The 18,706-nt window shown below is 50.8% G+C and carries 21 protein-coding genes; 16 read left to right on the forward strand and 5 right to left on the reverse strand.

The window, feature by feature from the left end; translation table 11 throughout:
- Positions 1-41 precede the first annotated feature (41 nt).
- Positions 42-1,376 (reverse strand): ATP-dependent RNA helicase SrmB, encoded by a 1,335-nt coding sequence (gene srmB, locus FQZ95_RS05245; protein WP_000219193.1) that lies wholly within the window; start codon positions 1,374-1,376, stop codon positions 42-44.
- Between the two features lie 131 nt (positions 1,377-1,507).
- On the opposite strand from srmB, the gene trmN reads away from it, so the two are divergent.
- Positions 1,508-2,245, forward strand: coding sequence for a tRNA(1)(Val) (adenine(37)-N(6))-methyltransferase TrmN (trmN, locus tag FQZ95_RS05250; RefSeq protein ID WP_001353022.1), 738 nt, complete (start codon positions 1,508-1,510; stop codon positions 2,243-2,245).
- On the opposite strand, the gene nadB is transcribed toward trmN, so the two are convergent.
- Positions 2,230-3,852, reverse strand: a complete 1,623-nt coding sequence (gene nadB, locus FQZ95_RS05255) for an L-aspartate oxidase (RefSeq protein ID WP_032184917.1) — start codon at positions 3,850-3,852, stop codon at positions 2,230-2,232. The two genes, trmN and nadB, sit on opposite strands and share 16 nt — an antisense overlap.
- 255 nt (positions 3,853-4,107) lie before the next feature.
- Between nadB and rseD the strand changes: the two genes are divergently transcribed.
- From rseD to shoB, 13 genes are all read left to right on the forward strand, one after another.
- Positions 4,108-4,263 (forward strand): rpoE leader peptide RseD, encoded by a 156-nt coding sequence (rseD, locus tag FQZ95_RS05260; RefSeq protein WP_001303621.1) that lies wholly within the window; start codon positions 4,108-4,110, stop codon positions 4,261-4,263.
- A complete protein-coding gene (rpoE, locus tag FQZ95_RS05265) occupies positions 4,260-4,835 on the forward strand; it encodes an RNA polymerase sigma factor RpoE (protein ID WP_001295364.1) in 576 nt (191 codons plus the stop codon). Before rseD ends, rpoE begins: the two co-directional genes overlap by 4 nt.
- A gap of 32 nt (positions 4,836-4,867) precedes the next feature.
- On the forward strand, positions 4,868-5,518 hold the full coding sequence (gene rseA, locus FQZ95_RS05270; protein WP_001168459.1) for an anti-sigma-E factor RseA: 651 nt from the start codon (positions 4,868-4,870) through the stop codon (positions 5,516-5,518).
- Complete coding sequence (gene rseB, locus FQZ95_RS05275; RefSeq protein ID WP_000812053.1) at positions 5,518-6,474, forward strand: sigma-E factor regulatory protein RseB; 957 nt, start codon at positions 5,518-5,520, stop codon at positions 6,472-6,474. Before rseA ends, rseB begins: the two co-directional genes overlap by 1 nt.
- Complete coding sequence (gene rseC, locus FQZ95_RS05280) at positions 6,471-6,950, forward strand: SoxR-reducing system protein RseC (RefSeq protein ID WP_000589077.1); 480 nt, start codon at positions 6,471-6,473, stop codon at positions 6,948-6,950. Before rseB ends, rseC begins: the two co-directional genes overlap by 4 nt.
- Positions 6,951-7,147: 197 nt before the next feature.
- A complete protein-coding gene (lepA, locus tag FQZ95_RS05285) occupies positions 7,148-8,947 on the forward strand; it encodes a translation elongation factor 4 (protein WP_000790168.1) in 1,800 nt (599 codons plus the stop codon).
- Positions 8,948-8,962: 15 nt separating this feature from the next.
- Positions 8,963-9,937, forward strand: coding sequence for a signal peptidase I (gene lepB / locus FQZ95_RS05290; RefSeq protein WP_000002542.1), 975 nt, complete (start codon positions 8,963-8,965; stop codon positions 9,935-9,937).
- 272 nt (positions 9,938-10,209) lie between these two features.
- Positions 10,210-10,890, forward strand: a complete 681-nt coding sequence (rnc, locus tag FQZ95_RS05295) for a ribonuclease III (protein ID WP_001068343.1) — start codon at positions 10,210-10,212, stop codon at positions 10,888-10,890.
- Positions 10,887-11,792: a GTPase Era gene (era, locus tag FQZ95_RS05300; protein ID WP_000063883.1), complete on the forward strand. Its 906-nt coding sequence runs from the start codon at positions 10,887-10,889 to the stop codon at positions 11,790-11,792. The genes rnc and era overlap by 4 nt, the downstream gene beginning before the upstream one ends.
- A 131-nt stretch (positions 11,793-11,923) precedes the next feature.
- The gene (recO, locus tag FQZ95_RS05305; protein WP_000399393.1) at positions 11,924-12,652 is read left to right on the forward strand and encodes a DNA repair protein RecO; all 729 of its coding nucleotides are present in this window, start codon (positions 11,924-11,926) and stop codon (positions 12,650-12,652) included.
- Positions 12,653-12,663: 11 nt separating this feature from the next.
- Positions 12,664-13,395, forward strand: coding sequence for a pyridoxine 5'-phosphate synthase (pdxJ, locus tag FQZ95_RS05310; RefSeq protein ID WP_024198867.1), 732 nt, complete (start codon positions 12,664-12,666; stop codon positions 13,393-13,395).
- Positions 13,395-13,775 carry a holo-ACP synthase gene (gene acpS, locus FQZ95_RS05315; protein ID WP_000986047.1) on the forward strand — a complete coding sequence of 127 codons (381 nt, stop codon included), beginning with the start codon at positions 13,395-13,397 and terminating at the stop codon, positions 13,773-13,775. Before pdxJ ends, acpS begins: the two co-directional genes overlap by 1 nt.
- A gap of 419 nt (positions 13,776-14,194) precedes the next feature.
- Positions 14,195-14,275: a type I toxin-antitoxin system toxin ShoB gene (gene shoB / locus FQZ95_RS05320; protein WP_000128779.1), complete on the forward strand. Its 81-nt coding sequence runs from the start codon at positions 14,195-14,197 to the stop codon at positions 14,273-14,275.
- A 193-nt stretch (positions 14,276-14,468) separates the two neighbouring features.
- Here shoB and yfhL read toward each other — a convergent pair whose 3' ends face one another.
- Positions 14,469-14,729, reverse strand: coding sequence for a 4Fe-4S dicluster ferredoxin YfhL (yfhL, locus tag FQZ95_RS05325; protein WP_001196297.1), 261 nt, complete (start codon positions 14,727-14,729; stop codon positions 14,469-14,471).
- A gap of 55 nt (positions 14,730-14,784) precedes the next feature.
- Positions 14,785-15,633: a MurR/RpiR family transcriptional regulator gene (locus FQZ95_RS05330; RefSeq protein WP_032184911.1), complete on the reverse strand. Its 849-nt coding sequence runs from the start codon at positions 15,631-15,633 to the stop codon at positions 14,785-14,787.
- A 208-nt stretch (positions 15,634-15,841) separates the two neighbouring features.
- Here FQZ95_RS05330 and yfhb point away from each other — a divergent pair, with 208 nt between their 5' ends.
- A complete protein-coding gene (gene yfhb, locus FQZ95_RS05335) occupies positions 15,842-16,477 on the forward strand; it encodes a phosphatidylglycerophosphatase C (RefSeq protein WP_000190668.1) in 636 nt (211 codons plus the stop codon).
- 57 nt (positions 16,478-16,534) lie between these two features.
- Positions 16,535-17,038 carry a tRNA adenosine(34) deaminase TadA gene (tadA, locus tag FQZ95_RS05340; RefSeq protein WP_001301544.1) on the forward strand — a complete coding sequence of 168 codons (504 nt, stop codon included), beginning with the start codon at positions 16,535-16,537 and terminating at the stop codon, positions 17,036-17,038.
- Here the strand turns inward: tadA and mltF are convergent.
- Complete coding sequence (mltF, locus tag FQZ95_RS05345; protein ID WP_000734229.1) at positions 17,035-18,591, reverse strand: membrane-bound lytic murein transglycosylase MltF; 1,557 nt, start codon at positions 18,589-18,591, stop codon at positions 17,035-17,037. The two genes, tadA and mltF, sit on opposite strands and share 4 nt — an antisense overlap.
- Between the last annotated feature and the right edge of the window lie 115 nt (positions 18,592-18,706).

Below are 18,706 nucleotides of genomic sequence, written 5' to 3' on the forward strand. Positions count from 1 at the left end.
TGCCAGCACTTTTAATTCCGGGCTTAAACCCGGAATTAAGATCACTCTTCTGTCGTTTGCGGTGGTACGCCTGTTCCGCTTGGTTTGCGTCGCTTACCAATATTTTTGGTATCGCGATGGCGTTTTTTCACCCGTGGCTTCTCTTTCTCTTTAGCCTTTTTCTTCTCGGCGCGTTTTGCCAGTACTTTCTTCGATGGCTTGCCGGTCTGCTTTTCGCTTGGCGCACGCGTTTTCGGGCGTAACTCATCAATAACGCGAGCTTTAATTGGCTCTTCAATATAGCGGCCTACTTTGCCCAGCAGCAGATGGTCATGAGCTTCAACCAGTGAAATCGCGGTTCCCTTACGACCAGCGCGAGCAGTACGTCCGATACGGTGTAAATAAGTATCGCCACTGCGTGGCATATCGAAGTTAAAGACATGGCTGACATCCGGAATGTCGATACCGCGCGCGGCAACATCGGTGGCAACCAGTACGTTTACGCGACCTTCGGTCAGACGCTTGATCGCTTCGTTACGCTTGCCTTGTACCATCTCACCTTCGAGATAGCAGTTGTTGATGCCCGCTTCGCGCAACCAGTTTGCCAGTTCATGCACACGCTCACGCTTACGCACAAATACAATTGAGCGGGTCGCTTCCGGTTGTTTTAACAGATGCACCAGTAATGCGGTTTTATGTTCCAGGTCATCGGCGCGGTAATACCACTGATGAATTTTTTTGCGCTCACGGGTGGATGGATTCGCAGAAACTTCCACCGGATCTTCAAGCAGACGCTCGGCAAAATCCTGAATGGCATCGCCTTCAAGCGTTGCCGAGAAGAGCAGGGTCTGTTTACGCCAGCGCGTTTCGCCTGCAATATGTTCGATATCCTGAGCAAAACCCATATCCAGCATACGGTCTGCTTCGTCGAGGATCAGCGTTTCAACCGCGCGGCAATCGAAGTTCTCTTCTTTTATGTATTGCAGCAGACGTCCGGTCGTGGCAACCACGATATCCTGGTTTTCGCTGAATACTTCCGCGTGGTTCATATAGGCTACGCCGCCGGTGATGGTGGCGATATCCAGATGCGTATGTTTCGCCAGTTCGCGGGCATGATCGGCCACCTGCATCGCCAATTCGCGAGTCGGGGTGAGGATCAAAATACGCGGCGGACCGGATTTCTTACGGGGAAAATCGAGCAGGTGCTGCAACGCTGGCAGCAGATACGCCGCCGTTTTACCGGTGCCTGTCGGCGCAGAACCGAGTACATCACGGCCATCGAGCGCAGGCGGAATGGCGGCAGCCTGAATGGCGGTCGGGCGAGTGAAACCTTTATCCTGGAGGGCTTCCAGCAGGCTTTCGTCGAGTTCAAGTTCGGAAAAAGTCGTTACAGTCATGTTCTACCTCTGTGTGGGGCGCTGATTATAGACGTTACGGCTGCAATCTTCATCTGTTTGTATGGATATCGCTTCTCGGGTATTGTTCACACCCGGTGCTATCGCCGTTTTTCCTGCAAGGTTTTATTTTCATGTCACAGTCTACATCCGTGCTTCGTCGTAATGGATTTACTTTTAAACAGTTTTTTGTTGCTCACGATCGCTGTGCGATGAAAGTGGGAACGGATGGCATTTTGCTGGGCGCATGGGCACCGGTGGCTGGGGTAAAACGTTGCCTTGATATCGGCGCGGGTAGCGGGTTGCTGGCATTAATGCTGGCGCAGCGAACCGATGACAGCGTGATGATTGATGCCGTTGAACTGGAAAGTGAAGCTGCGACTCAGGCGCAGGAAAATATCAACCAGTCCCCGTGGGCAGAGCGGATTAATATCTATCCGGCGGATATTCAGCAGTGGATCACACAGCAGACAGCACGCTTTGATTTAATCATCAGTAACCCGCCTTATTATCAGCAGGGCGTTGAGTGCGCTACGCCGCAGAGGGAACAGGCACGCTATACCACTACGCTTGATCATCAATCGTTGCTAACCTGCGCGGCGGAGTGCATTACTGAAGAGGGATTTTTTTGCGTGGTGTTGCCAGAGCAGATTGGTAATGGTTTTACTGAACTGGCATTAAGAATGGGCTGGCATTTACGTTTACGGACGGATGTGGCGGAAAACGAAACGCGACAGCCGCATCGGGTGCTGCTGGCATTCTCCCCACAGGCGGGAGAATGCTATAGCGATCGCTTAGTGATTCGTGGGCCAGACCAGAGCTATTCCGAAGCGTACACTGCGCTGACCCAGGCTTTTTATTTGTTTATGTAAAGGTTGTCGGGGGAAAGGATCGATGGGCCAGAGTGAGTGAGCAACTCCGGGTAATCCAGCGTGAAATGCAGCCCCCGGCTCTCCTTGCGCACCATCGCACAGCGAACAATCAACTCGGCAACCTGTACCAGATTACGCAGCTCCAGCAAATTATTTGATACGCGGAAATGGGCGTAATATTCGTCTATTTCCTGCTGAAGCATATTGATCCGCCGCAGGGCGCGTTCCAGGCGCTTCGTTGTGCGCACAATGCCAACGTAATCCCACATAAACAGACGTAACTCGTGCCAGTTATGTTGAATCACCACCAGCTCGTCTGGGTTCTCAACGCGGCTTTCATCCCATGGCGGTAACGTACTGACGCCGTGGGCATAAGGCATACGCCTGGTAATATCCTCCGCCGCCGACCAGCCGTAAACCAGACACTCCAGTAATGAATTTGAGGCCATGCGGTTAGCGCCGTGTAATCCGGTATAACTCACTTCGCCAATGGCGTACAAACCTTCGACGTCCGTACGCCCATGATCATCAACCATTACACCACCGCAGGTATAATGTGCAGCAGGCACAATCGGCACAGGGTCTTTCGTGAGATCTATCCCCAGCCCGAGCAACTTTTCATAGATCATCGGGAAATGCTGGCGAATAAAATCGGCAGGCTTATGGCTGATGTCGAGATACATACAATCCGCACCGAGGCGTTTCATTTCATGATCAATAGCGCGGGCGACAATATCGCGCGGGGCCAGTTCGCCGCGCTCATCGAAATCGGGCATAAAACGCGTGCCATCCGGGCGCTTGAGATAAGCACCTTCGCCGCGCAGTGCTTCCGTTAACAGGAAATTTCGTGCCTGTGGGTGATAGAGCGCGGTAGGGTGAAACTGATTAAATTCGAGATTGGCGACCCGGCAGCCCGCGCGCCACGCCATAGCAATACCATCGCCAGAAGAAATATCCGGATTGGTAGTGTACTGGTAAACTTTTGACGCACCGCCGGTTGCCAGCACCACTGCTTTTGCGTGGCAGGTTTCCACCGTTTCTTTATTTCGGTTCCATACCCACGCGCCAACAACACGTCGCGTGCCCGACAGGCCAATTTTGTCAGAAATAATCAGATCAACCGCGTTGCTGCGCTCCAGCACGCGAATATTCGGATGGTTCTGCGCCTTGCTCACTAGTGTGGTTTCTACTTCTTTACCGGTGGCGTCCGCAGCATGAAGAATTCGTCGGTGACTATGTCCACCTTCACGGGTCAAATGGTAACTTTCTTCGCCATTCGATTGAACGTGGGTATCAAACAACACCCCCTGGTCGATTAACCATTGCACACAGGAACGCGCATTGCTGGCGACAAATTCAACTGCATGGCGATCACAAATACCAGCACCGGCTATCATTGTGTCTTCCACATGCGAATCAATGCTGTCAGTTTCATCAAACACGGCGGCAATTCCGCCCTGGGCATAAAATGTTGAACCTTCCGTGACTGGGCCTTTACTTAGAACGATGACATGATGCCGATCAGCCAGACGTAGCGCCAGTGAAAGCCCGGCAGCGCCGCTACCGATAATCAACACGTCACATGAATGTTCAGGGAGAGTATTCATTTTCTTTGTTTAATTTACTAAACACGGTTTGGTCAGCATAGCATCATGTTGTGCGATTAAACACCTGCTATTTTAATTTTTGTTACAGAGGCTAAACAGACCGAATCACGGCGACGAGAAAACGAGAAGTTACTGGCTGGCGAAGGATTAGGTGGTGAAATAAAAAGGCCGTTGGGTTACTCTTCAGGCAGTTAAATGGGCATTTCTACACAGATAATGCGATGTTCAGATTCTGTAGACTTATAATGATAGATAATGATCCGTCTACAGCATGACAAACAAAAACAGATGCGTTACGGAACTTTACAAAAACGAGACACTCTAACCCTTTGCTTGCTCAAATTGCAGCTAATGGAGTGGCGTTTCGATAGCGCGTGGAAATTTGGTTTGGGGAGACTTTACCTCGGATGAGCGAGCAGTTAACGGACCAGGTCCTGGTTGAACGGGTCCAGAAGGGAGATCAGAAAGCCTTTAACTTACTGGTAGTGCGCTATCAGCATAAAGTGGCGAGTCTGGTTTCCCGCTATGTGCCGTCGGGTGATGTTCCCGATGTGGTACAAGAAGCTTTTATTAAAGCCTATCGTGCGCTGGATTCGTTCCGGGGAGATAGCGCTTTTTATACATGGCTGTATCGGATTGCTGTAAATACAGCGAAAAATTACCTGGTTGCTCAGGGGCGTCGTCCACCTTCCAGTGATGTGGATGCCATTGAAGCTGAAAACTTCGAAAGTGGCGGCGCGTTGAAAGAAATTTCGAACCCTGAGAACTTAATGTTGTCAGAAGAACTGAGACAGATAGTTTTCCGAACTATTGAGTCCCTCCCGGAAGATTTACGCATGGCAATAACCTTGCGGGAGCTGGATGGCCTGAGCTATGAAGAGATAGCCGCTATCATGGATTGTCCGGTAGGTACGGTGCGTTCACGTATCTTCCGAGCGAGGGAAGCTATTGATAACAAAGTTCAACCGCTTATCAGGCGTTGACGATAGCGGGATACTGGATAAGGGTATTAGGCATGCAGAAAGAACAACTTTCCGCTTTAATGGATGGCGAAACGCTGGATAGTGAGCTGCTTAACGAACTGGCTCATAACCCAGAAATGCAGAAAACCTGGGAAAGCTATCACTTAATCCGTGACTCAATGCGGGGTGATACTCCCGAGGTGCTCCATTTCGATATCTCTTCACGCGTAATGGCCGCCATTGAAGAAGAGCCAGTACGTCAACCGGCGACACTGATCCCGGAAGCCCAGCCTGCGCCGCATCAATGGCAGAAAATGCCATTCTGGCAGAAAGTTCGTCCGTGGGCGGCACAGCTTACCCAAATGGGCGTAGCAGCATGCGTATCGCTTGCAGTTATCGTTGGCGTCCAGCACTATAATGGGCAATCTGAAACGTCCCAGCAGCCCGAAACGCCAGTATTTAATACACTGCCGATGATGGGTAAAGCCAGCCCGGTTAGCCTGGGAGTACCTTCTGAAGCGACTGCAAACAATGGTCAACAGCAGCAGGTACAGGAGCAGCGTCGTCGCATTAATGCAATGTTGCAGGATTACGAACTGCAACGTCGACTCCACTCTGAACAGCTTCAGTTTGAGCAGGCCCAAACACAGCAAGCCGCTGTACAGGTGCCAGGAATTCAAACTTTAGGAACGCAATCGCAGTAATGAAGCAACTTTGGTTTGCCATGTCATTAGTGACAGGTAGCCTGTTATTCTCTGCTAACGCCTCGGCCACTCCCGCGTCCGGGGCGTTATTACAGCAGATGAACCTGGCCAGTCAGTCACTGAATTACGAGCTGTCATTCATCAGCATCAATAAACAGGGTGTTGAGTCTCTGCGTTATCGACATGCACGCCTCGATAACCGTCCTCTTGCACAATTGTTGCAAATGGATGGCCCGCGCCGGGAAGTGGTACAGCGCGGCAATGAAATCAGCTACTTTGAACCGGGCCTTGAACCGTTCACGCTTAATGGCGATTACATTGTTGATTCTCTGCCATCGCTCATCTATACCGATTTCAAACGCCTTTCTCCTTACTACGACTTTATCTCCGTGGGACGCACGCGTATTGCTGATCGTCTTTGCGAAGTCATTCGCGTGGTGGCCCGTGATGGCACACGCTACAGCTACATCGTGTGGATGGACACCGAATCGAAATTACCGATGCGGGTTGATCTCCTTGATCGCGATGGTGAAACGCTGGAACAATTTCGCGTGATTGCTTTTAACGTTAATCAGGATATCAGTAGCAGTATGCAGACGCTGGCGAAAGCAAATCTGCCGCCGCTGCTTTCTGTTCCTGTAGGTGAAAAAGCTAAATTCAGCTGGACGCCAACCTGGTTGCCACAGGGGTTTAGTGAGGTTTCCAGCAGCCGACGTCCGTTACCGACGATGGACAACATGCCTATCGAATCACGTCTCTATTCCGACGGATTATTCAGCTTCTCGGTAAACGTTAACCGCGCTACGCCATCGAGCACCGATCAGATGTTGCGCACCGGACGCAGAACCGTCAGTACAAGCGTACGTGATAACGCCGAAATCACCATTGTCGGCGAACTGCCGCCACAAACGGCGAAACGCATTGCCGAGAATATTAAGTTTGGGGCAGCTCAATGATCAAAGAGTGGGCTACTGTCGTCTCCTGGCAAAACGGGCAGGCGCTGGTCAGTTGTGATGTTAAAGCCTCATGCAGCAGCTGTGCTTCCCGTGTCGGTTGCGGTAGCCGCGTGCTGAATAAACTTGGCCCACAAACCACGCATACCATTGTCGTACCCTGTGATGAACCGTTAGTGCCGGGGCAAAAAGTGGAATTAGGAATCACCGAAGGCAGCCTGCTTAGCTCCGCATTACTGGTTTATATGTCGCCGTTGGTGGGATTATTCCTCATCGCTTCGTTATTTCAGCTACTCTTTGCTTCAGATCTTGCAGCATTATGCGGTGCGATTCTCGGCGGCGTTGGTGGATTCCTGATTGCACGCGGCTACTCGCGAAAGTTTGCTGCCCGGGCGGAATGGCAACCGATCATCTTAAGCGTGGCATTGCCGCCAGGCCTTGTGCGATTTGAAACATCTTCGGAAGACGCGAGCCAGTGATTTCACTGGCTTTGTTGCATTTTGCATAACAAATGCGAGGACGTTTCCAGATACCACAATCCATACCGTATGAACATTTCCTCGCCTCAATGTTGTAGTGTAGAATGCGGCGTTTCTATTAATACAGACGTTAAGCTCAGAACAGCGACTTCTAAAAGCCTGGTTAACCGGGCATTAAGGCACAATAATCATACTTTATGAAGAATATACGTAACTTTTCGATCATAGCTCACATTGACCACGGTAAATCGACGCTGTCTGACCGTATTATCCAGATCTGCGGTGGCCTGTCTGACCGTGAAATGGAGGCGCAGGTTCTCGATTCCATGGATCTTGAGCGTGAGCGTGGCATTACCATCAAAGCGCAAAGCGTGACGCTGGATTACAAAGCGTCTGACGGCGAAACCTATCAGCTTAACTTTATCGACACCCCGGGCCACGTAGACTTCTCCTATGAAGTTTCCCGTTCGCTGGCTGCCTGTGAGGGTGCATTGCTGGTGGTCGACGCCGGGCAGGGCGTAGAAGCGCAAACCCTGGCAAACTGCTACACCGCGATGGAAATGGATCTCGAAGTAGTGCCGGTACTGAACAAGATTGACCTGCCGGCAGCTGATCCTGAACGCGTAGCAGAAGAAATTGAAGATATCGTTGGTATCGACGCCACCGACGCAGTGCGCTGCTCAGCGAAAACCGGCGTTGGTGTGCAGGACGTTCTCGAACGTCTGGTGCGCGATATTCCGCCGCCGGAAGGCGATCCGGAAGGCCCGTTACAGGCGCTAATTATCGACTCCTGGTTCGACAACTACCTGGGCGTTGTTTCACTTATCCGTATTAAAAACGGCACCCTGCGTAAGGGCGACAAAGTGAAAGTCATGAGTACCGGGCAGACCTATAACGCCGACCGTCTGGGTATTTTCACGCCGAAGCAGGTTGACCGCACTGAACTGAAATGCGGTGAAGTTGGCTGGTTGGTATGTGCGATCAAAGACATCCACGGTGCACCGGTAGGCGATACCTTAACACTGGCGCGTAATCCGGCAGAAAAGGCGCTGCCTGGCTTTAAGAAAGTCAAACCGCAGGTTTACGCAGGCTTGTTCCCGGTAAGCTCTGACGACTATGAAGCCTTCCGTGACGCGCTGGGCAAACTCAGCCTGAATGATGCCTCACTGTTCTATGAGCCGGAAAGCTCCAGCGCGTTGGGCTTTGGTTTCCGCTGCGGCTTCCTCGGCCTGCTGCACATGGAGATCATTCAGGAACGTCTGGAACGTGAATACGATCTGGATCTGATCACCACGGCGCCGACCGTAGTGTATGAAGTTGAAACTACGTCAAGAGAAGTTATTTACGTCGACAGCCCATCGAAGCTGCCAGCGGTAAATAACATCTACGAACTGCGCGAGCCGATTGCAGAGTGTCACATGCTATTGCCGCAGGCATATCTCGGTAACGTTATTACGCTGTGCGTAGAAAAACGTGGCGTACAAACCAACATGGTTTACCACGGTAACCAGGTAGCGTTGACCTACGAGATCCCGATGGCTGAAGTGGTGCTCGACTTCTTCGATCGCCTGAAATCTACCTCTCGTGGTTATGCGTCTCTGGATTACAACTTCAAACGCTTCCAGGCGTCCGACATGGTACGTGTAGACGTATTAATCAACGGTGAACGTGTTGATGCGCTGGCGCTGATCACCCACCGTGATAATTCGCAAAACCGTGGTCGCGAGCTGGTGGAAAAGATGAAGGATCTGATCCCACGCCAGCAGTTTGATATTGCCATTCAGGCAGCGATTGGTACGCACATCATTGCGCGCTCCACCGTGAAACAGCTGCGTAAAAACGTACTGGCTAAATGTTATGGTGGCGATATCAGCCGTAAGAAAAAGCTGCTGCAGAAGCAGAAAGAAGGTAAGAAACGCATGAAGCAGATCGGTAACGTCGAGCTGCCGCAGGAAGCGTTCCTCGCCATTCTGCACGTCGGCAAAGACAACAAATAACCCTTAGGAGTTGGCATGGCGAATATGTTTGCCCTCATTCTGGTGATTGCCACACTGGTGACGGGCATTTTATGGTGCGTGGATAAATTCTTTTTCGCACCTAAGCGACGGGAACGTCAGGCAGCGGCGCAGGCGGCTGCCGGTGACTCACTGGATAAAGCAACACTGAAAAAGGTTGCGCCGAAGCCTGGCTGGCTGGAAACCGGTGCTTCTGTTTTTCCGGTACTGGCTATCGTATTGATTGTGCGTTCGTTTATTTATGAACCGTTCCAGATCCCGTCAGGTTCGATGATGCCGACTCTGTTAATCGGTGACTTTATTCTGGTAGAAAAGTTTGCTTACGGCATTAAAGATCCTATCTACCAGAAAACGCTGATCGAAACCGGTCATCCGAAACGTGGCGATATCGTGGTCTTTAAATACCCGGAAGATCCAAAGCTTGATTACATCAAGCGTGCGGTGGGTTTACCGGGCGATAAAGTCACTTACGATCCGGTTTCAAAAGAGCTGACGATTCAGCCGGGATGCAGTTCCGGTCAGGCGTGTGAAAACGCGCTGCCGGTTACCTACTCAAACGTGGAACCCAGCGATTTCGTTCAGACCTTCTCGCGCCGTAATGGTGGGGAAGCAACCAGCGGATTCTTTGAAGTGCCGAAAAACGAAACCAAAGAAAATGGAATTCGTCTTTCCGAGCGTAAAGAGACTCTGGGTGATGTGACGCACCGTATTTTGACAGTGCCGATTGCGCAGGATCAGGTGGGGATGTATTACCAGCAGCCAGGGCAACAACTGGCAACCTGGATTGTTCCACCGGGCCAATACTTCATGATGGGTGACAACCGTGACAACAGCGCGGACAGCCGTTACTGGGGCTTTGTGCCGGAAGCGAATCTGGTCGGTCGGGCAACGGCTATCTGGATGAGTTTCGATAAGCAAGAAGGCGAATGGCCGACTGGTGTGCGCTTAAGTCGTATTGGCGGCATCCATTAATAGCTTATCTTCGTTCACGTTGTCGCCGTTATGGCGACAACGTGAATTATTTATGAGATAAATCCCCCGTGGCTAACGACATCCCCCGTCGTTGTGTATAGAATATTCCCCCGAAGTTTAAGGTTGGCACCTCCAGGTTGCCACGGCACACGAAACAGCGTTGGTCCCCATATACCGGTAAACTGAAACTGCAGCGAAGCAGTTAGTAGAGCCATGTATATCAGGTCTGTTTCGTGTGCTGAATTGTTGACGCATTTATTTATTGGTATCGCATGAACCCCATCGTAATTAATCGGCTTCAAAGGAAGCTGGGCTACACTTTTAATCATCAGGAACTGTTGCAGCAGGCATTAACCCATCGTAGTGCCAGCAGCAAACATAACGAGCGTTTAGAATTTTTAGGCGACTCTATTCTGAGCTACGTTATCGCCAATGCGCTTTATCACCGTTTCCCTCGTGTGGATGAAGGCGATATGAGCCGGATGCGCGCCACGCTGGTCCGTGGCAATACGCTGGCAGAACTGGCGCGCGAATTTGAGTTAGGCGAGTGCTTACGTTTAGGGCCAGGTGAACTTAAAAGCGGTGGATTTCGTCGTGAGTCAATTCTCGCCGACACCGTCGAAGCATTAATTGGTGGCGTATTCCTCGACAGTGATATTCAAACCGTCGAGAAATTAATCCTTAACTGGTATCAAACCCGTCTGGACGAAATTAGCCCAGGTGACAAACAAAAAGATCCGAAAACGCGCTTGCAAGAATATTTGCAGGGTCGCCATCTGCCGCTGCCGACTTATCTGGTCGTCCAGGTACGTGGCGAAGCGCACGATCAGGAATTTACTATCCACTGCCAGGTCAGCGGCCTGAGTGAACCGGTGGTAGGCACAGGTTCAAGCCGTCGTAAGGCTGAGCAGGCTGCCGCCGAACAGGCGTTGAAAAAACTGGAGCTGGAATGAGCAACGATAAAAGTTACTGCGGATTTATTGCTATCGTCGGACGTCCGAACGTTGGCAAATCCACATTGTTGAATAAATTGTTGGGGCAGAAAATCTCCATCACCTCCCGCAAGGCGCAGACAACTCGTCACCGCATTGTGGGGATCCATACTGAAGGCGCGTATCAGGCGATCTACGTCGATACCCCAGGCCTGCATATGGAAGAAAAACGCGCCATTAACCGCCTGATGAACAAAGCGGCGAGCAGCTCCATTGGCGACGTTGAGCTGGTGATTTTTGTCGTTGAAGGCACCCGCTGGACGCCGGACGATGAAATGGTGCTCAACAAACTGCGCGATGGCAAAGCGCCGGTAATCCTCGCGGTGAACAAAGTGGATAACGTGCAGGAAAAAGCCGATCTGCTGCCGCATTTACAGTTCCTGGCAAGCCAGATGAACTTCCTCGATATCGTGCCGATCTCTGCCGAAACCGGGCTGAATGTCGACACTATCGCGGCAATCGTGCGTAAGCATCTGCCTGAAGCGACCCATCACTTCCCGGAAGATTACATCACCGATCGCTCACAGCGTTTTATGGCGTCTGAAATCATCCGCGAAAAACTGATGCGTTTCCTCGGCGCTGAACTGCCGTACTCCGTGACCGTGGAGATCGAACGTTTCGTCTCTAACGAACGCGGTGGTTATGACATCAACGGTTTGATTCTCGTTGAGCGTGAAGGGCAGAAGAAGATGGTTATTGGCAACAAAGGGGCCAAGATCAAAACCATCGGGATTGAAGCGCGTAAAGACATGCAGGAAATGTTCGAAGCGCCTGTCCACCTTGAACTGTGGGTAAAAGTGAAATCTGGCTGGGCCGACGACGAACGCGCACTGCGCAGTCTCGGTTACGTTGACGATCTTTAATTAGCATACTCTATGACTTTCGAGGTGCAGGAAGGCGGCAAGACCGTGAATCCCTGGGAGCTTACTAAAGTAAGTGACCAGGGTGAACGGGTGCAGCCAAGGCACCTGCAACTTGAAAGGCGACGAGTATGATGGAAGGCTGGCAGCGCGCATTCGTATTGCATAGTCGCCCGTGGAGCGAAACCAGCCTGATGCTGGACGTCTTCACGGAGGAATCGGGTCGCGTGCGTCTGGTTGCCAAAGGCGCACGCTCTAAACGCTCTACTCTGAAAGGTGCATTACAGCCTTTCACCCCTCTCTTGCTACGTTTTGGCGGGCGTGGCGAAGTCAAAACGCTGCGCAGTGCCGAAGCTGTCTCGCTGGCGCTGCCATTAAGCGGTATCACCCTTTACAGTGGTTTGTACATTAACGAACTTCTCTCCCGCGTGCTGGAATACGAGACGCGCTTCTCTGAACTCTTTTTCGATTACTTGCACTGCATTCAGTCTCTTGCAGGTGCCACTGGTACGCCAGAACCCGCGCTGCGCCGCTTTGAACTGGCACTGCTCGGTCATCTGGGTTATGGCGTCAATTTTACCCATTGTGCGGGTAGCGGCGAGCCGGTAGATGACACCATGACGTATCGTTATCGCGAAGAAAAAGGGTTTATCGCAAGCGTCGTTATCGACAATAAAACGTTCACTGGAAGGCAGTTAAAAGCGTTAAACGCGCGGGAATTTCCTGACGCAGACACACTACGTGCCGCGAAACGCTTTACCCGCATGGCGCTTAAGCCGTATCTTGGCGGTAAACCATTAAAGAGCAGGGAACTGTTCCGGCAGTTTATGCCTAAGCGAACGGTGAAAACACATTATGAATGATGAGGATTGTCATGGCTGAATTACTGTTAGGCGTCAACATTGACCATATTGCAACGCTGCGTAACGCACGTGGTACTGCTTACCCGGATCCGGTGCAGGCGGCGTTTATTGCTGAGCAGGCGGGGGCGGATGGCATTACCGTGCATCTACGTGAAGATCGTCGCCACATTACCGACCGCGACGTGCGCATCCTGCGTCAGACGCTGGATACCCGCATGAATCTGGAGATGGCGGTGACCGAAGAGATGCTGGCGATCGCCGTTGAAACAAAGCCGCATTTTTGCTGCCTGGTACCGGAAAAGCGTCAGGAAGTAACAACCGAAGGCGGCCTGGACGTCGCAGGGCAGCGTGAAAAAATGCGCGATGCCTGCAAACGTCTGGCGGAGGCCGGGATCCTGGTTTCTCTGTTTATCGACGCCGATGAAGAGCAGATCAAAGCCGCGGCAGAGGTTGGCGCACCGTTTATCGAGATCCACACCGGTTGCTATGCTGATGCCAAAACTGACGCCGAACAGGCGCAAGAGCTGGCGCGTATCGCCAAAGCCGCGACCTTTGCCGCTAGTCTCGGTCTGAAAGTTAACGCTGGTCACGGTCTGACCTATCACAACGTGAAAGCCATTGCCGCCATCCCTGAGATGCATGAACTGAATATCGGTCATGCCATTATTGGTCGTGCAGTGATGACCGGACTGAAAGATGCGGTGGCAGAAATGAAGCGTTTGATGCTGGAAGCGCGTGGCTAATGGCAATATTAGGTTTAGGTACGGATATTGTGGAGATCGCTCGCATTGAATCGGTGATCGCCCGATCCGGTGAGCGCCTGGCACGCCGCGTATTAAGCGATAACGAATGGGCAATCTGGAAAACGCACCACCAGCCGGTGCGTTTTCTGGCGAAACGCTTTGCCGTAAAAGAAGCCGCAGCAAAAGCGTTTGGCACCGGGATCCGCAATGGTCTGGCGTTTAATCAGTTTGAAGTATTTAACGATGAGCTTGGTAAGCCACGGCTGCGACTGTGGGGCGAGGCATTAAAACTGGCGGAAAAGCTCGGCGTTGTAAATATGCATGTAACGCTGGCAGATGAGCGCCACTATGCTTGTGCCACGGTAATTATCGAAAGTTAAAATAATATCGTTCTCTTTAAAAAGTAAAACCCCCGAACTGGTAAGGAACGGGGGTTTTACTTTACAACTTTAATTTTGTGCAGCACACGATTCCAACAAAAATGATTATGGATCAATTTAGTTATCCTGTACAAGCAACTTGCAATCTTTAGCATAAAAACTCGAGCCTTTACGAAGAAATCGATATTGATGAAAAGATTAACGTGACCGCTTTTTGATAAGTACATTAGAATCGGCGTCGTTATTGGATATTTTGCTGTGTTCTACGCCATGCCACTGAATTCCCCCATTGAAACGAGTGGTGTCGTCAAAGCTCTGGTGTGGAGTGCGGCACTCGATTCCAATAACTCGCACGTTCAGTTTTGGGGAGATGTAAGGGCTAATCTGAACGGCTGCATTCCTTGTTTAAGGAAAAACGAATGACTGATTGCCGATACCTGATTAAACGGGTCATTAAAGTCGTCATTGCTGTTTTACAGCTGATCCTTCTGTTCTTGTAACACCAGGAAACGTACTTAAGGCGCGTCAGGTTAACCAGCCAGGCGCGCCTTTAATAATTAGACGTAAGTGTCGGCGTATATATTATCGGAATTCATTTAATGAATATATTCATTAATGACATCATGGAAATGAATATGTAACTTTCGCTTTTATACGAGCAAATAAGCAATATCCTGCTCATAGAGCAAAATATTAAATCTTATCCGCGTGGTGCATTAGCACAAATTTATCCCACAACTGTTCTTCCGTCTCGACATGTTGTGGATCCTTCACAATGGTATTGGGGATCGGGCACACCTTCTGGCAGGTGGGCGTCTCGTAGTGGCCTACGCATTCGGTACACTTATCGCTGTTAATCTCGTAGATATGTTCACCCATCGAAATCGCCTCATTCGGGCATTCGGGTTCACACATATCACAATTGATGCATTTTTTAGTGATTAACAGCGCCATAAGGAAACTCTCAAAACAACACAAACCGGGCGGGCATTATACGCGCATTCTTTACTCAAACCAGTTTTTTCACCAGCGCTTCACTATGACGAATACGTTCTGGTGCCAGTTCCAGATCCTGCTGAATCAGCGCAATGAACAGTAAATCCGTTAACATTCCCTGAGCGTGACAAGCAGAGATTGCAGCACTGTTTGTCGCTTGTTCTTCGGCAATGGTATACAGGCAGTGAGAAGCGCGTTGTTGCAGGGCATTGGGAGTAAAGCCGGTAATTGCCATCACTTTTCCGCCCACTCGCAGCATCTCATCTGCCGCCAGGTTTAACTCGCGTCGTACACCAGTGTAGGAAATGGCTAATAACAGATCGTCAGGGGACGACGCCTGGACTGTGGCGAGTAGCGCATGCATATCGCGCACTGCGGCGGCATTGAAGCCAATCTTCATCAGCTTCCAGGCAAAGTTTTGCGCCACCAGACCCGAAGCGCCAATACCGGTCAGAATTATCCGCCGCGCAGAGCGCAACATTGCCACGCCTTCATGCAGTTTCTCTTCACTATTAACGTTTAGCGTTGCGTACATGGCGGCAGTATTTTCTTTAATCAGTTTTTCGCCGACCAGCCGTAACGGATCATCACCACGGATTTGGTTATGAATGGGCACAGAAGGGGATTCCGGCTGGCTTGCCAGCGCTTCACTCAACGCCAACTTCAATGCCGGAAAACCTTTATAGCCGAGTTTTTGCGCGAACTTCACGACGCTGGACTGACTGACTCCGGCTTCGTTGGCCAGTTGCTGAGAGCTTAAATGGCGCGCCGTATCAGGTTGTAGTAGCAAATAGTCCGCCAGTTTTTTATCACTCTGGGCAAGCCCCTGGTAACGCTGACGGATACGAAGTAAGCCGTTCATATCTTTCCTCGCGATGAAATTATGGCGACAACAGGCAATATGAAACACACGCGAGTGAATTTTATATTCCATTGCTGCTAATTGCCATGAATTAAAAATTCCAGATAGCCATGATGCAGTCGATTGTTGCCGGAAAAGTGATGATCTATCTGTTAGGCTATGTAGTAGCGAAGATTAATCAGGATGTTTCAGTCCAGAGGAGTATGGTTTGGCAACTCACGAGCGTCGTGTGGTGTTTTTTGACTTAGATGGAACATTGCATCAGCAGGATATGTTCGGCAGTTTTATGCGTTATTTACTGCGTCGCCAACCGCTGAATGCATTACTTGTCCTGCCGTTGTTGCCGGTCATTGCCATCGCGTTATTGATAAAAGGTCGTGCAGCACGCTGGCCGATGAGTCTGCTTCTTTGGGGATGCACTTTTGGTCACAGTGAAGCGCGTTTACAGGCGTTGCAGGCCGATTTTGTGCACTGGTTTCGCGACAATGTTACAGCTTTTCCGCTTGTCCAGGAGCGTTTGACTACCTACCTGTTAAGTTCCGATGCGGATATTTGGTTGATCACAGGCTCTCCGCAGCCGCTGGTTGAAGCGGTTTATTATGATACGCCCTGGTTGCCGCGGGTTAATCTTATTGCCAGTCAGATCCAGCGGGGTTATGGCGGTTGGATATTGACGATGCGTTGTCTGGGACATGAAAAGGTCGCACAACTGGAGCGCAAAATTGGCACGCCGCTGCGGCTGTACAGTGGCTATAGCGACAGTAATCAGGACAACCCGCTGCTTTATTTCTGCCAGCATCGCTGGCGGGTAACCCCGCGTGGTGAACTCCAGCAACTGGAATAGAGTAAAGCATAGCGTACGTGTATAATGCGCCGCGCTTTTATAACCGGAGTTTTCTTTTTGTCTGAAGTCGAATTTAGCCACGAATACTGGATGCGTCATGCAATGACGCTGGCGAAGCGTGCCTGGGATGAGCGGGAAGTACCGGTCGGCGCGGTATTAGTGCATAACAATCGGGTAATCGGCGAAGGCTGGAACCGTCCGATTGGTCGACATGATCCCACCGCACATGCAGAAATCATGGCCCTGCGGCAGGGCGGTCTGGTGATGCAAAATTATCGTCTGATCGACGCCACGTTGTATGTCACGCTTGAGCCATGTGTGATGTGTGCCGGAGCAATGATCCACAGTCGAATTGGTCGCGTGGTCTTTGGTGCGCGTGATGCGAAAACGGGCGCTGCGGGATCTTTAATGGATGTGCTGCACCATCCGGGTATGAATCACCGAGTGGAAATTACAGAAGGAATACTGGCGGATGAGTGCGCGGCGTTGCTCAGTGACTTCTTTCGCATGCGCCGACAGGAAATTAAAGCGCAGAAAAAAGCGCAATCCTCGACGGATTAATTTTGTTTCTCTTCACTCCCTTTCCTGGAAAACAGCAGAGAGGGAGAGTGGGTCAAATAGTTTGATGACGACTGGGAAAGAAACGAGAGAAAAGGAAATTTCTCTTTGCCCAGCTCCGTTGGCGATACTGCCGGATAATCCTGCGCCAGTTGTATCGCCGCTTCTGTAGCCTGCTTCTCTTTCTCTTGCAGATACCCCACCAGGCTAATCTGATACTTACGAATATTTTCGACATAAGCGTAGGCTTCATGCCCACGTGCGTAGCCGTAAGTCAGCTTGCTGTAATAGGGTTTCTGGCTAAGTAAAGGCAGGCGCTGTTTCACGTCAGCCCAACTGTCAGGATTACCTTTAGTTTTTGCCGTCAGGGCGCGGGCATCCAGCATATGCGCATAGCCCATATTGTACGCGGCGAGGGCAAACCAGATCCGTTCGTTCTCCGGCACACTTTCCGGCACTTTACTCATCATATCCTGCAAATAACGCACACCGCCGCTGATGCTCTGTTCGGCATCGGTACGATCCGTAATGCCGAGGCTTTGCGCGGTATTTTTGGTTAACATCATCATGCCACGCACACCCGTCGGGGAAGTGGCCTGTGCATCCCAGTGCGATTCCTGATAAGCAATAGCGGCCAGCAAACGCCAGTCAATTTCTTCGGCGTACTTCTCAAACAGCGGTTTCAACTGCGGCAGTACGGTATCGACGGCGCGTAAAAACGTGCGCGTATCGACGTAATCAAAATCATCGCCATGCCCCAGGTATTTCTCTTCAATGCGTGCCAGCGTGCCGTCTTCATTCATTTCGTTGAAGAAGTCGAGCAGAGCGGCAGAAAGGGTATTATCGCCATCTAATCGGCTAAACCAGGTCACCGGCTGTTCGTCGGTGATATCAAGCGCTACAGCGAGTTCCGGGTGAACGCGCTGAAACAGGCTGATGGCGACAGAATCAGCAATGGTGTAATCGAGTTTTCCTTCGATGACATCTTCCATTAATTCTGCTGAGCCTTTTTTGTCGTCTACCTTCCAGCTTAATTCCGGGAATTTTGTTTCTTTCAGGGTCTGGAGATCGTTAACCACCACATGGCCTGGTGCGATGGTAAGTTGCTCCGCTGTCAGATTGCCCAGCGTACGCGGGCGATACTGACCCACTTTATAAACCAGTTGTTGTGACACGGAATAGTAGGTAGGGCCAGGCTGATAGTTTTTTACCCGCTCACTGTTATAAACCAGTCCTGCAGCCAGCAGATCGGCGTTGCCGTTATCGAGGTCGTCAAACAGCTGGCTGATATTCTGCCGCACGGTCACTTTCAGTTTTACGCCGAGGTACTCGGCAAACTGTTTCGCCAGTTCGTAATCCAGGCCAAAAGGTTTCCCGTTGATTTCGTTATAAGTCAGTGGGGTATGAATAGTGCTCACACGCAACTCTCCCCGCGCTTGAATGGCGGCGATACGGTTGTCGGCTTTACCAAACCAGGGAATGGATGGCCAGAGAGCGACCGCAAGCAGCAGTGCCAGAATGCCGATGAACAGATAATTAATCTTTAATTTTTTCAATTAGTTAATTCTCTGTGTCGTGCGCATCCCAGCTTGAAAAAACGTAATAATAGTGAAAGGTTTACTCATAAATGAGCGGCATTTTGCGTAAACCAGCGCCAGTTGGCAACTTATT

The organism is Escherichia sp. HH41S (assembly GCF_009820115.1).
GTDB classification, from domain to species: domain Bacteria; phylum Pseudomonadota; class Gammaproteobacteria; order Enterobacterales; family Enterobacteriaceae; genus Escherichia; species Escherichia coli_F.

Excerpts from the sequence above, each read along its gene's own strand:
- rseC (WP_000589077.1), top strand. The coding sequence starts at position 6,471 with ATGATCAAAGAGTGGGCTACTGTCGTCTCCTGGCAAAACGGGCAGGCG.
- rpoE (WP_001295364.1), top strand. The coding sequence starts at position 4,260 with ATGAGCGAGCAGTTAACGGACCAGGTCCTGGTTGAACGGGTCCAGAAG.
- lepA (WP_000790168.1), top strand. The coding sequence starts at position 7,148 with ATGAAGAATATACGTAACTTTTCGATCATAGCTCACATTGACCACGGT.
- rseB (WP_000812053.1), top strand. The coding sequence starts at position 5,518 with ATGAAGCAACTTTGGTTTGCCATGTCATTAGTGACAGGTAGCCTGTTA.
- nadB (WP_032184917.1), bottom strand. The coding sequence starts at position 3,852 with ATGAATACTCTCCCTGAACATTCATGTGACGTGTTGATTATCGGTAGC.
- rseA (WP_001168459.1), top strand. The coding sequence starts at position 4,868 with ATGCAGAAAGAACAACTTTCCGCTTTAATGGATGGCGAAACGCTGGAT.
- yfhL (WP_001196297.1), bottom strand. The coding sequence starts at position 14,729 with ATGGCGCTGTTAATCACTAAAAAATGCATCAATTGTGATATGTGTGAA.
- lepB (WP_000002542.1), top strand. The coding sequence starts at position 8,963 with ATGGCGAATATGTTTGCCCTCATTCTGGTGATTGCCACACTGGTGACG.
- shoB (WP_000128779.1), top strand. The coding sequence starts at position 14,195 with ATGACTGATTGCCGATACCTGATTAAACGGGTCATTAAAGTCGTCATT.
- FQZ95_RS05330 (WP_032184911.1), bottom strand. The coding sequence starts at position 15,633 with ATGAACGGCTTACTTCGTATCCGTCAGCGTTACCAGGGGCTTGCCCAG.
- rseD (WP_001303621.1), top strand. The coding sequence starts at position 4,108 with ATGATCCGTCTACAGCATGACAAACAAAAACAGATGCGTTACGGAACT.
- srmB (WP_000219193.1), bottom strand. The coding sequence starts at position 1,376 with ATGACTGTAACGACTTTTTCCGAACTTGAACTCGACGAAAGCCTGCTG.
- acpS (WP_000986047.1), top strand. The coding sequence starts at position 13,395 with ATGGCAATATTAGGTTTAGGTACGGATATTGTGGAGATCGCTCGCATT.
- era (WP_000063883.1), top strand. The coding sequence starts at position 10,887 with ATGAGCAACGATAAAAGTTACTGCGGATTTATTGCTATCGTCGGACGT.
- pdxJ (WP_024198867.1), top strand. The coding sequence starts at position 12,664 with ATGGCTGAATTACTGTTAGGCGTCAACATTGACCATATTGCAACGCTG.
- rnc (WP_001068343.1), top strand. The coding sequence starts at position 10,210 with ATGAACCCCATCGTAATTAATCGGCTTCAAAGGAAGCTGGGCTACACT.
- recO (WP_000399393.1), top strand. The coding sequence starts at position 11,924 with ATGGAAGGCTGGCAGCGCGCATTCGTATTGCATAGTCGCCCGTGGAGC.
- trmN (WP_001353022.1), top strand. The coding sequence starts at position 1,508 with ATGTCACAGTCTACATCCGTGCTTCGTCGTAATGGATTTACTTTTAAA.